Annotated in this window: 10 protein-coding genes; 9 read left to right on the top strand and 1 reads right to left on the bottom strand. The window is 53.7% G+C overall.

The annotated features are described in order from the left end of the window. The first annotated feature begins 30 nt into the window (after window positions 1-30). Both Q1A52_RS22595 and Q1A52_RS22590 read left to right on the top strand, forming a co-directional pair. The gene (locus Q1A52_RS22595) at window positions 31-1431 is read left to right on the top strand and encodes a nucleotide sugar dehydrogenase (RefSeq protein WP_300020082.1); all 1401 of its coding nucleotides are present in this window, start codon (window positions 31-33) and stop codon (window positions 1429-1431) included. A 48-nt stretch (window positions 1432-1479) separates the two neighbouring features. Next, window positions 1480-4185, top strand: coding sequence for a type I secretion protein (locus tag Q1A52_RS22590; RefSeq protein WP_300020080.1), 2706 nt, complete (start codon window positions 1480-1482; stop codon window positions 4183-4185). 15 nt (window positions 4186-4200) lie between these two features. Here the strand turns inward: Q1A52_RS22590 and Q1A52_RS22585 are convergent, their stop codons facing one another. Further along, a complete protein-coding gene (locus tag Q1A52_RS22585; RefSeq protein WP_300020078.1) occupies window positions 4201-4815 on the bottom strand; it encodes a response regulator transcription factor in 615 nt (204 codons plus the stop codon). Between the two features lie 302 nt (window positions 4816-5117). Between Q1A52_RS22585 and Q1A52_RS22580 the strand changes: the two genes are divergently transcribed. The 7 genes from Q1A52_RS22580 to Q1A52_RS22550 all read left to right on the top strand — a co-directional run bounded on the left by Q1A52_RS22580 (window position 5118) and on the right by Q1A52_RS22550 (window position 12481). Then, complete coding sequence (locus tag Q1A52_RS22580; protein ID WP_300020076.1) at window positions 5118-5435, top strand: hypothetical protein; 318 nt, start codon at window positions 5118-5120, stop codon at window positions 5433-5435. 696 nt (window positions 5436-6131) lie between these two features. Next, complete coding sequence (locus Q1A52_RS22575; protein ID WP_300020074.1) at window positions 6132-6473, top strand: hypothetical protein; 342 nt, start codon at window positions 6132-6134, stop codon at window positions 6471-6473. Window positions 6474-6678: 205 nt separating this feature from the next. After that, window positions 6679-8871, top strand: coding sequence for a hypothetical protein (locus Q1A52_RS22570; RefSeq protein WP_300020072.1), 2193 nt, complete (start codon window positions 6679-6681; stop codon window positions 8869-8871). Next, window positions 8864-9880 carry an ATP-binding protein gene (locus Q1A52_RS22565; protein ID WP_300020070.1) on the top strand — a complete coding sequence of 339 codons (1017 nt, stop codon included), beginning with the start codon at window positions 8864-8866 and terminating at the stop codon, window positions 9878-9880. Before Q1A52_RS22570 ends, Q1A52_RS22565 begins: the two co-directional genes overlap by 8 nt. After that, window positions 9877-10107: a hypothetical protein gene (locus Q1A52_RS22560; RefSeq protein ID WP_300020068.1), complete on the top strand. Its 231-nt coding sequence runs from the start codon at window positions 9877-9879 to the stop codon at window positions 10105-10107. Before Q1A52_RS22565 ends, Q1A52_RS22560 begins: the two co-directional genes overlap by 4 nt. 24 nt (window positions 10108-10131) lie before the next feature. After that, window positions 10132-11466, top strand: coding sequence for a TniQ family protein (locus tag Q1A52_RS22555; protein WP_300020067.1), 1335 nt, complete (start codon window positions 10132-10134; stop codon window positions 11464-11466). Window positions 11467-11728: 262 nt separating this feature from the next. After that, a complete protein-coding gene (locus tag Q1A52_RS22550; RefSeq protein WP_300020065.1) occupies window positions 11729-12481 on the top strand; it encodes a metallophosphoesterase in 753 nt (250 codons plus the stop codon). The last annotated feature ends 1 nt before the right edge of the window (window position 12482 follow it).

Below are 12482 nucleotides of genomic sequence, written 5' to 3'. Positions count from 1 at the left end.
GGTGTCAGTAACGAGTAAAGGATTGGTACCATGTTCGACAGCCCCCACGTATTCGCCCAAAGCAACGCCGTATCCCCTCTGCGGTTGGTTGATGAAAAACCCGCCATCAGTGTCATTGGTCTTGGCTATGTGGGGGCTGTCTCCACGGCCTGCCTGTCCAGCCTTGGGCACCGCGTCATCGGCGTGGATATCGACCCGGTGAAGGTCGGCGCGATCGCCGCTGGGCAATCTCCAATTCATGAACGCGACCTCGACAGACTGCTGGATGACGGCGTTCGGGCCGGGCTCGTGTCTGCCACAGATGACTTGGAACAGGCGGTAGTCGAAACGGATGTGACCTTTGTGTCCGTGGGTACGCCAACAGCCGCCGACGGCGGATGTGATCACAGCTACATTGATGCGGCCGCCCGCGCGATCGGAGCAGGCCTGAAGCGCAAACAGGAATTTCACGTCGTGGTGATGCGCTGCTCCATCCCGCCGGGGGTGACCATGGGCTTCATGGCACCGATCATCGAGGAGGTTTCCGGCCTGCGGGTCGGTGTGGATTTCGGTGTCTGTTTCAACCCGGAATTCCTGCGCGAGGGCGTTGCCGTCGATGATTTCTACGCGCCTCCGAAGACCGTCATCGGCGCAAATGATGATCGTAGTGCGCGCATCCTTGCCCGCATCTACGAAGCGGTTGACGAGACGCCCGTTGTGACATCCGTCGAGACCGCAGAGATGGTCAAATACGTCGACAATGTCTGGCACGCCACCAAGGTCTGTTTCGCGAATGAGGTGGGTCGGCTGTGCAAACCCTTAGGCGTCGACAGTCATGATGTAATGAACATTTTTGTTCAGGATACGAAGCTGAACCTCTCGCCTTACTACCTCAAACCCGGCTTTGCCTACGGTGGATCCTGCCTGCCGAAGGAAGTGCGCGCGGTGGCTCATATCGCGCAAACTCAGGGCGTCGATCTGCCGATGATTCGCAGTCTCGATCAATCCAACAAAAGCCACATCGACAGCGCGTTGGAGATGGTGCGCGATACAGGTGCAAAGACAGTCGGTGTGCTTGGTCTTGCCTTCAAACCCGGAACGGATGATCTGCGCGAAAGTCCGATCCTCGAGGTCATCGCAGCGTTAAATGCGGAAGGGGTAGAAGTGGTCGTGCATGACCCGGCCATCACTCCCGACACGCCGCTCGCAGGGCAGCTCGCCTATGTACGCCACGGCAGCCCCGGCCTGCAGGCTCTCGCGAAAGACTTGCCCGGCATGATGCGCGCGGATTTGGCAGATGTCACGAACGCCGCCGACGCGTTGATCGTCACCCATGCCAATCCGGCCTATCGCGCGGCGGTACTCGCTGCTGGCGACACGCCGGTCATCGACGTCGTTCGGGTGGCGCAAACCACACCTGCCTCACCCGCCTATCGTGGAATTGGCTGGTAATATGACCGGCTCAAAGAAAACCGTGTAAATCGTAAAGGAAGTATCCTCATGTCTCCTCCCCAGAACCAGACCCTGCAGTTCGGCACCCATTTGTCCGAAGAATTGCAGGGCACCAACGATACCGATTATGTTATCGGCCTGTCCGGCGACGACCACATCCAAACGACCAAAGGTGACGATGTCGTCTTTGGTGATTTCATGGACACCAACCTGCTGGCAGGCACCGAGGATGCGACCAGTTTCGCCCAGTACGGAGAGACTGGCGCATGGGCGGTCAGCACCGGCCCGGATGGCCATTCCAGCATGACCCAATCGGTTGAAACACGCGCAGGCGAACTCTACGCCATCAGCTTCGATATGGCCGCGAACTATGGTGCAGGCTCTGTCAGCGGAGCGGTTGAAGTTCTGTGGAATGGCACAATCATTGATACGTTCGATACCAACAGCGCCAGCTTCTCCGCTCATGACATTACATTCGAAGGCATCGATGGGATTGGTGATTTAACATTTCGCTCGGTTGACAGCGCAAGTGACAGCGGGCCGGCCATCCACACGGACGCGCCCGTGTTCTACTATGAAAAGGAGATGCAAATCGACGGGCAACCCGTCGAGGTGAAGGCTTTTGCCGAAGGGCAGGCCAGTATCTATCAAGTGATAAACGGCACGCTGCAGGTCTTTGATCCGCAGGCAGGTACTTACACATTGGCAGGTGAAATGGCGACCGTCACGGTCAACGCCATTGGCTTCAACGCGCAGGATGACATGATCTATGGTCTGGCCGTGTCAAATGGCACGGATAGCCTTGGCAATGATGTAAACAGCTCTGATCTGGTCATGCTGGATGCTGCCGGTGCCAGTTACCGGATTGGGTCGACGCCCTATCGGTCCTGGACCGGCGATTTCGATGCAGATGGCAATCTCTGGGCGTTCCAGTCCAGTATGGATCGCCTGACCATGATCGACGTTGACAATGTTGGCGCAGATGGAGCGATGGTCACGCAGACCTTCCCGTTCCCAAAATCCATGATCACCGATCAGCTTTGGGATGTGGCCTTCGATGCGACCACCAGCTCCTTCTACGGGGCGACGCGGCCAAAATCCGAGGGCGGCGTCAGCACGCTCTATCAAATCGATATCTCACCCGTTGCCGATGGTGGTGTGCCAACCATCACGACCACGCCCATCACTGGCACGCTGATCAACGGTAATCTTGAGGATGGTGTCCCTCAGATTACCTTTGGCGCGGCAATCCATGACGCGGATGGCAACCTCTACATCGGCGGCAACGGCGGTGACCACGACATGAACGATGCCACTGCCACGGCGGGCGGTATCTACCGCGTGGTGCGCACATCTGATGGGACGGCCGCGCATTTAGAACTGATGGCCACGAGTCCGAAATCCTATTCCAACGACGGCACCGCCGATCCCCGCGCAATGGATCCATTTACTCAAGTGGATCGTGCCGCCTCTGTTCTGATCCGCGATCTGAGCGTTGCCGTCACCACGGGCGGCGACACCACCTACGACGACATGGTCGAAGCCGGAGCTGGCGCAGACATTGCCAACGGCGGGATCGGTAACGATGAGATCGCAGGACAAAGCGGCAATGACATTCTGACCGGCGGCGAAGGCGATGACCGGCTCTTTGGCGGAAATGCCGATCAGGCGGGGTCGACGGGGACCTACACCTATGATCAGTTTGGGAACCGCTATGATGCCAATGGCACCCTGATGCCGGAAGAGAATGACATCCTCTTTGGCGGGTCAGGCGCGGATTTCATCCACGGGGGTGCTGGCAATGATCAGCTGGATGGCGGCATTGATAGCGATGAACTGGTTGGTGGGTCTGGCTTTGACACCCTCAAGGGTGGCTCTGGCAATGATCACCTGTCAGGCGGATCGGAGAATGATCTGCTGCAAGGTGGCGACGGCGACGATGTCCTGATCGGCGGTACGGGTCAGGACGACCTGCAAGGGGGGGCTGGAACAGATACCTTGAGGGGTGGCGAGGGTGACGACCTGATGGACGGAGGAGCGGGCAATGACCTGCTGAACGGCGGGCTTGGAAATGATCACCTGGACGGCGGTCAAGGTAACGACACCCTGGAAGGCAGTACCGGCGATGATGTCCTGATCGACGGATATGGCACCAATACGCTGGATGGCGGTTCGGGCGATGATCAACTCACGGGCGGCATCGGTGTCGATATGCTGATTGGCGGCTCCGGGGATGATGTCTTATCGGGTGGAGGTGCGCGCGACGTGCTGAAAGGCGGGACAGGTAATGACATCCTTGATGGCGGTTCTGATAAGGACAAGCTCTACGGCGGCAGCGGCAACGATGTCATCAACGGCGGCTCGGGCAGCGACTACATCAACGCATCCAAAGGTGATGACATTGTGGATGCAGGCGCAGGTCGCGACAAAATCCTACTGGGCGCTGGAAACGATGTTGCCACGGGTGGCAGCGATACCGACTGGTTTGTTTTTCGCGATGAAGACACCGATGGTGGGACGGATACGATCCTCGATTTCACCTGCGACGGTATTGAAAACGACCGGCTTGATTTTCGCATGCTTAATCTTCTTGCCACTGACCAATCACAACAGGACTGGATCGATCAACATGTGGTGCAGAATGCGGACTACAGCGTAAGCGTCGACACTGGTGGTCTCACGGTCAATCTGTTGGACCACAATGATCTGAGGGAGGATTTCTTCTTTCAGGTATGTGACGGGTTTGAACTCTGAGTTCGGAACGGCGGGTCAGAACAGGCCCGCCTCTTTCGCGATCATTGCTGCATGGGTTCGATTCTTGGCGTTCAACTTACGGCACAACGTTTTGACATGCAGCTTGATGGTGACTTCCTGCAAATCAATTTCGCGCGCAATTTCCTTGTTTGCGAGACCGCGAGTGAGGCAAGACAATACTTGCAACTCCCGTGCTGTGAGCACGTCTTTTAGAGGATGCGCAACCTCTTCTGCGGCCTGCGTCATGAAGTCAATCGGAGCGTATTTTTCTCCCATTGCCATGAAACGGATTGCATTCACCAAGGATTTTGCGGCCATGGTCTTTGGCAGGAATCCAGCCGCACCAAGCTCCAACGCCTCTTCCGCGACCGCTTTGTTTGCGGAACCCGAGATCAAAGCAACCGGTCGGGGACGCACAGCGTCCATGATTTTTTGCAAGCCTGCCAGACCATCCATCCCCGGCATTTCATAGTCCAGCAAAACAAGATCAAACGGGTCATGCGCGATCAGCAGCTTCTCGACCCCGGCGAGGTCGCTTGACTGAACCACCTTGTATCCGTCTTCTTTCTCAATGAACGCCGCAATCGTTTCGCGAACCAATTCATGATCATCTGCTAGTAGGATCCGCAACTCAGTTCCTCGTTTTCATCTGAGTGACTCCGCAGGACAAAGGCTCGCCTGTGGACTTCCTTATCTTGTCTAACCTAACAAACTGTCAAGCTGGCCATCTACAATCTGCACCTTGGCCGACGTGCACAATTTACTCTTCTCGGCTTCAAAAAATGCCTCGCAACCGCTGAAAAAGAGACTTTTCCGTTTCGCACAAATCCGTGATGCGAGGTCTGTTTTTAAGACCGTCCTTGCGACAAACCCTCAGCCCGAATGGGAGAAAATGCAAGGCAAAACAAGTACTCACGTTAGTCGTACTGAAGATGATCAGCTTTGCGGATTTCATTTTCGCAACGTCAAAGGAACGGGCGAACACAGGATTGCTTTGCACGCTGGCTATACGTCTTAAACAATTGGTTTCTCAGCCTGCCAAAAGGCTACTTTTGAATATCTGTCAGATAGAAATTTTAGAAAATCTCGCAACTGCTGCGAATGACTGCATTCCGCCGTCCGTTCTTAATACACTTGGTCTGAGGCGCGTAGTGGTCATTCAGATTACGCTGACGCAAAATTCTTATCTGGAGCGCCAAATCGGTAATTGTTGCATTTCGGGCTGTTCGAAACCGTTCGTCAGCGGTTAGGACAGCCCGGACCAAGCCCGCTAAGTTAACAATTAGATCTGGAATTTACTTAACTAATTGAGAAACGTGAGTAATTTGACCCCCGATGAGTATTCTGGTAAATCGAGCTTAGCCTAAACACTTAGCTGATTTGGATCGAATGCTGACGCCCAATCTTGAACGCCACGAAGACATCAAGTGCGCTCTGCGCAAGTAGGGCAGCTCTCTCTCGTCGGCAGCGAGCTTTCTCAAGATCTCTCCGGCTTCGGTGACACTGGTTTCGCAGGGGTTTAGGTGTAGTCACAGGGTTCAATCCCACCTCGCGATGGTCCTGGGCACTACTCCAGAGGCACTTTTCCCTGAACGATATGGGAGGGACAAGACGACGTAGAGCCCAAAAACGAAGAAAACCTAGCGCTGGAACGCTAGATCTTCCACATTTGTAAAGGACCAAGGCCCTTCGTATCTGATCTCTTGCTCCTTCTTTTGGCAGAAAAAGTCAAGTGCTTCGCGGCCCGCGTTGGGTCGCGGTGTGCCTAACTACAGCAAAAAAGTAGCAGCAAAATGCAATCATCTATCTAGCAATACACGAACCAGCAACCCATCTACCATCCGCCTCTGGAATGCCTGGCGACGAGAATGCCTCCACGGCGCTCCAAGAAAAGCGCGAGGGTCTATTTTACGGCATACATGCCTCACGATGACCATCTTCGAAGATTGATCTCGGAAAGTGGCCTGGAGTTTTTCACGTCTCAGGTTGCATTGACGCGACCGGATGTCGTTTCAGTCATACCGCAGCCGGAACGAATGCCATTTTACGACAAGTCCAGTAAGTTGTGTCACCACACCTTTGACCAGTTGCTCGTTCATGTTGGCGGTTCGCGAACGGCAGTTGCCGTAAAACCCTATGACGGGGTGATCCAGACGGGCTTCCGCGAGACATTGTCAATCATTGCTGGTCAGTTGTCAAAGTCCTTTGCTGACAGGGTGTGTTTGGTTACGGACCGATCCTTTACGCGCGTGCAGATTTTCAACGCCGCCATGTTTGTTGATTTTTAAAGGACCCAGATCCTGTGGCGGATCAGCATCTCTTGTCCGTTTCAAACCAGTTGTTAGGTGCAATGAGCATTGAAAGCGTCATCGCACTTACAGGATACGGTGGTGCCACGTTTCGGGCGATCGTTCGCCAACTGTTTGGCGGCATTCTCGAGCTTGTTTCCCCCGAACGCATCGGTCCTCGCAGCCTGGTTAGGTTGGTGCGGTCATGACGACCCGCAAGATATTTCTGAGGATGCTCGATCTCTATGTTTTCGCCGGGATCGAGTATCAGCTTCATAGGAAAAACGACCGAGGCGCAGAATTTATCCGGCTTGATCTGGCCAAAGTGAAAGTGTTTTTGACATACGTCGAAATCGCGGACCTGATGCAATCAGCGGATTGGAACCTTATCCCCGACTACTTCGCACCTGAACACGAGGAGTTGCGCGCCAATGGTCGTGATGTTCAACTACTGCTGGCGAGCGAGTATTCGCGAGAAACTGGTTTGTGGTATCAGTCGCTTTGTCGGCTGTTCATGGATGAATACAATGTCGGTCGCGCAAAAACAACTGACCCATCGATCAAGGAGACGCTCCAAAAGGTCGAAAAAGTCGCACTACTGGAAATGCGCGATAAGATCCCTGATGCGCGGAAGAAGCGTAGCGGTGCACGTAAGCCCGAAAAACGGAAGGATAGTAGCACATCGGCGTCAAATCCTTGGGAATTTGAACTGCCTGGGCCAAGAAGGTTTCGCGACCTCTTAGCAGAATATCAAGAAGGCAATGGCTCTGCGAAGTCCGTTCGGCCACGTACAGAAAAATATAGCAATCGGACGCTTCGGTTTCCGTCTGAAACCTATCAATTCATGAATCAAATGATCATGAAGCATCTGACCCAGAAGAGACCGGTACCGTTCAAAGTCGCTGATTTGGTACTTGACGAATTTGCCTTTGAAAACGACCGGCGAGCGGAGGTAGGCAAAAGGCCACTGGCCGTGCCAAGCCGCTGGACCATTCTCAAGTATGTCAGAAAAATATCGCCCTATCACAAATCTGTCCGCACCTTCGGACGCGAAGCAGCGAACCAGAAGCACAGGCTGCAAGAAGACGGTTTTGATGCGCTTTATCCTCTGCAGCAAGTAGAAATCGACGATTGGGACTTCGATGTATTTACCGTTGCGGGCAAGACAAACCTGGCAAACGTTTTCACCAAAGATCAACTAACTCGACTTCCAAGACATCGCCTGACACTGACGTTGGCGATTGATTGCGCGACACGCGTGGTTCTTGGGATCAAAGTGTCTTCAAAATCTGGGGCTGCCAACTCTTTGGCGGTCTTAGACCAAATCTTGAGGGATAAGACAGAATTCGCACAATCCTATGGCGCAAACCGCACTTGGACGTTTCATGGCCGGCCAGGGCTTATTGTTTGTGACAACGGTGCGCCGTTTGTCGCTGCAAGCTTTCGCAGGGCGGTTGAGGATCTTGGGAGTAACTTGCGTATTGAAGTTGGCGGCTTGGCGCACTTCAAGACACACGTTGAACGAATATTCAGAAGCCAGGGAACGGGCTTCATGCCCCTGCTTTCGGCGCGCACTCATTCGAACGTTATCGAAAAAGGAAACTCAGACCCTCAAAGCGAGGCGGTTCTTACAGACGACGAACTGACCGCAGCTGTAGCGATTTTCATTGCGGACGTTTATCACAACTCTCCGCACGAAGGTCTAAACGAGGCTACTCCAGCAAACACCTGGCAGCAGTTGTGTGCGCAATATGGCGATCCGGCAGAGGTTCCGCCACTGGTTCGTGCAGCCGTCGTGGGTATTGCCGTCAAGCGTCAAGTCTCTCATGGCCTGATTAAGGTGGCAGCACTCGACTATCGTTGCAACAAACTTCAAGAGATTTCTCTGCATGACGAAAGTGCTGAAGTAGATGTCCGTATTGACCCGGCCAACTTGGGTGTTGTGACGATTTGGTATGATAGCAAGCCCCACCTCGCAACATGCACGACACCAGGTTTCGACAATGTGTCCTATAAGGACTGGAAGCGAGAATTCAGGGAAATCGTTCAGAACAATCGAGCGGAATCTGAGCTTAGTTTGCCTGTGGTTCGTCGCGGCATAAAGAGAATACGCGATATGGACGGCTTTGGGCGCAAACGCGGTGGATTGGGCGTTCACGAGAGCACGGCTACGGACTTTGAATACGATCAAAAGTCGTTGTTTTATGGGTTCAGTATACAGCGTGGCGACCAGGATACGCCTTCCGTGCCATCAGATGCAGGCTTCCTGTCTGATGTGATTAAGCCCGCTCCACTTTCCGGCCCAGAGTCCAATCTGACAGACAGTTTTGATGCGAATTCAGACAGGCCTGCTGCACCTGAAAATCCCACCAAGCCGTGGGAGATTTCTGATGACTGAGCCGGGAGCGAAAAAGTTTCAAGATACTGCGGCCACAATCGCTAAGCTAAAGAAGGTTTTCGTAAAAACTCCCACCTTCTTGCGGCTTCGCGATCAGTTCCTTGAGCTGCACTATCAGCGTCTTGCTGACCTCAGCGAGGGGAACAGTTCTGATTGTACGGCGCTACTCCTGACTGGACCGCCGGGTAGTGGCAAAACCCTAATGACGAAGCAACTGGCTATGAACTTGCCAGAAGTTAGATCTGACAAGAGTTGCCGCCACATAGACGTTGTGCGGGTGCGTGCGCCGGCAAAGACGACTGTGCTGAACCTCGGGAAACAAATATTAGGGGAGATGGGATATCCACACTCCAAAGCGAGCAACCAGTTTGAAATCTGGGATCAGATCGAAAAACAGTTTCAACAACGACAAGTGAAGTTCCTGATCATTGATGAGACCCATGATCTGATATTCAACCATCAGGGACGCGAGATTTTAACTGCTCTAAGCACGCTCAAATCTGTTCTCAATGGCATGAACTGGCCGGTAAACCTGCTGCTGGCTGGCACCCCTGAACTGGCCGAGCTCGTCACATTGAATGGTGAAGTGAACCGTCGAAAAGAAATCATCGAAATACCAAAGCTCAGCTGGGTACAAGACGGTGACAACTTTCAGCCAATTCTTCAGCACATAGCCTCAAAGGCTGGACTTGGAATCTCCCCCGATTTGGAGGGTGAAGACTTCGTTTTTCGCCTTTTTCATGCTGCACAGCATAAACCCGGCCTAGCCTTTAAGTTCATCGTCGAGGCAGTCCGTCCTTGTCTCAATGATGGGAGGCAGATCCTGACGCGTGAGCATTTCGCCCAGTACGCCCGAAAGAAGTTCAATTGTTTGGATGGTCTGAACCCCTTTCTGTCTCCTGATTTCCGGGACATCAGCGTCAGCGAGCAAACCAAGGAAGAAGAGAACAGCCTGACGCGCATCGCGCTGCAGCGCGCACTGGCTCGTTGGAAGGCGAACGGATCATGAGGCCTCAAATCGAAACAGGTAAAAGTTCGCTGCATGAGGGGGCGTTACCGATCCGATCAGAGCTTCGCAAGCTAGAAACTCCAGCCTCCTATGCTTCGCGTCTTGCGCGTCAAAATGGTCTGCCAAGCGTTCAAGAGTTTTGCCGTAATCTGGGTCTTGAGATGCAGGGCATTGCTGATGGAAACCTGTTATTGCTTAAACGGCTCGCTGATCTGGATGGGCTTTAGACAAATGAGATATCTCGTTGGTCCGTGACGAAGTTACAGAAAGCCCAATACCGCATAGCAGGCCAACTCATCGAAAAACGATGGATTATTAGAACCTCGCTGCGTCTGTGTCCGTGTTGCATTGCCGAGACCGCCAAGCCGGATGATGATGGATTTGTAGGCCAAGCGACCTGGCATATCCCGTTCATGCGGCAGTGTCCTAAACACAACGTGCTTTTGAAGAGCTTTGGGCGGGTCGGCTATACTGGTTCGGTACATGATTTTACCAAGAGATGCTTTGAGCACCGATGGGATATCTTGTGCGCTGCAGATGATGCGACGGTTTGCGATCCGTCTGCATTGTCCCGATACATTGAAGCGCGTTCGATGGGCGCTCCGGTCAAACATTGGATCGATACGCTTGAACTGAATGCGGCGGCATATTTTTGCGAACTGCTGGGTCTCTTGGTGGAGTGCGGAGCAGACGTAGGTGTCAGTGCCCTCACAGACATTGAGAGAGCTCATGTGGGCGACACAGGCTATAGCATTGCGGTTGGTGGGCCAGCAGATGTGAAAGTGGCCCTGTGGGCGCTCCCAAGGCCACTTGTGAAATCAAAGGCTCAAGCTCATCTAGGAAGTCTCTATCAGTGGCTCAGCCGCTCGGCAAAGGGGCCGCAATATGATCTGATCAAGGATCTGGTCAGGGAGTACATTGTTGAGAGTTTCCCAATCGGTCCTGGGGAAACCGTCCTAGGGCAGGTGGTGCAGCAGCGACGCGTCTACAGCTTGACCACCTTCACGCAGTACAGTCGGGCGTCTATGAAACGTTCGCGCAAGGCGCTTATCGCTGCGAGTCTCATCAATCCAAACGCTGGAAGGCCAAAGGTGCAAACCAGCGAAGTCTTTTGCGCGGAAGCGGCGCGGCCAGTTCTCGACAAACTCAATGGCGGCGTTACGCGCCGGTTGGCGCTGAAGTTACTCAACATTCCTCGGGCCCAATTCGATGCGCTCGCTAGCGGTGAGGTCTTGAGGCCTATGCCGGGTCTCGGAGAAATAACGCCCTACTACGCGCGATCTGAAGTGTTTCGACTGCGCGACCAACTTGGCCAAGTGAAAGGTGGTGGGTGCTATCCTGACGATATGGTCGATATTCAGACGGCTTGTCGGAAACTCGTTTGTGGGGCAGCAGAAATTGTCCAGCTCATTGTCGATGGACGCCTGGAGTGGATTGGCGCTGCGCCTGATAAAGAAGGCTATGCAGCGGTGCGCGTGAGTGTCGCTGAGCTCGGTGGCAAGCTGGAAGGGGTTGGTGTGGAAGGATATACCAAAGCAAAGGTCAAACAGATCCTGAGTGTCAACGATCCGGCCGTGAAGTTTTAATTGATGCCGGCTTCCTCGAAGCCGTGGCCTCAAGGAACCCGGTGACCAGAAAAGCCGCCAAGGTCGTGCTTCCCAGTGATATGGGCAGGTTTCTTGAGCGCTACGTTCCTGCCAAGTTCGTGGCGCGCGATCTGGGAACCACCCCGCGGTCGGTTATTGCCAGGATGCGCCGTTGTGGGATTAAGAAGTTGGCAATGGCACCAGGTTGCGTTGGCACAATTTATGATCGCAAATTAGTTGCTTCCGAACTGGACACTGAACTGTGAAACTCTTGGTCCTTTCTGACCTCCATGATGATTTCTGGGCTGATGCCGAGCGAGACCCGTTTGCGGGCATCGAACATCTGGTTGGCGATCTCGATCATTTTTTGATCGCTGGTGATTTGACCAACAGGCCAAAAGTACGTTGGAAGTATGCGTTCGAGAGATTGTCACAGCTTTTGCCGCTTAGCAAAGTCGCGATCTTTCCGGGCAATCATGATTTCTATGACTTCCGGCTCGATGGGGAAGATCGCCTCGCGCAGATCGCATCAGAATTCAATGTTCGCTATGCGCAAAAGAAGCAGTTGGTCTTTGGTCGCACGCGTTTTTTCTGCGCGACACTTTGGACCGATCTTGAACTAGGAGCAGGGAGTGCCAACAATCAAGTGTACCTTTCAGCGCGCGTGAATGACTACAAGCATATCCGCGTTGCTGCGAAAGGATATCGCAGGCTCCGGACGTCCGACGTCATCTCAAGACATCGCGATCATCTCATGTGGTTGGAACGGGCGCTGCGTGAACCTTTCGATGGTGAGACCTTCGTTGCAACACATCATGCGCCACATTCCGGCGTACTTGAGTGTTTCTCTGATGCCCTTGCCGCTGCCTATGCCAGTGATCTGAGTGAACTCACCTTGAAGTATCGACCGTCACGTTGGTTTTTCGGGCATTGTCACGGTGAACCGCGCCGGTTTTTTCTGAGGCTGATTTGTCTTAGTTACGCGGCCATGTCTGATCTTTCCATAGCGGCGTAGA

It is taken from the genome of uncultured Roseobacter sp. (assembly GCF_947488185.1).
Lineage (GTDB): Bacteria > Pseudomonadota > Alphaproteobacteria > Rhodobacterales > Rhodobacteraceae > Roseobacter.
This window is presented reverse-complemented; position numbering and strand designations above follow the sequence as displayed.

Excerpts from the sequence above, each read along its gene's own strand:
- Q1A52_RS22560 (WP_300020068.1), top strand. The coding sequence starts at position 9,877 with ATGAGGCCTCAAATCGAAACAGGTAAAAGTTCGCTGCATGAGGGGGCG.
- Q1A52_RS22595 (WP_300020082.1), top strand. The coding sequence starts at position 31 with ATGTTCGACAGCCCCCACGTATTCGCCCAAAGCAACGCCGTATCCCCT.
- Q1A52_RS22565 (WP_300020070.1), top strand. The coding sequence starts at position 8,864 with ATGACTGAGCCGGGAGCGAAAAAGTTTCAAGATACTGCGGCCACAATC.
- Q1A52_RS22570 (WP_300020072.1), top strand. The coding sequence starts at position 6,679 with ATGACGACCCGCAAGATATTTCTGAGGATGCTCGATCTCTATGTTTTC.
- Q1A52_RS22580 (WP_300020076.1), top strand. The coding sequence starts at position 5,118 with ATGATCAGCTTTGCGGATTTCATTTTCGCAACGTCAAAGGAACGGGCG.
- Q1A52_RS22590 (WP_300020080.1), top strand. The coding sequence starts at position 1,480 with ATGTCTCCTCCCCAGAACCAGACCCTGCAGTTCGGCACCCATTTGTCC.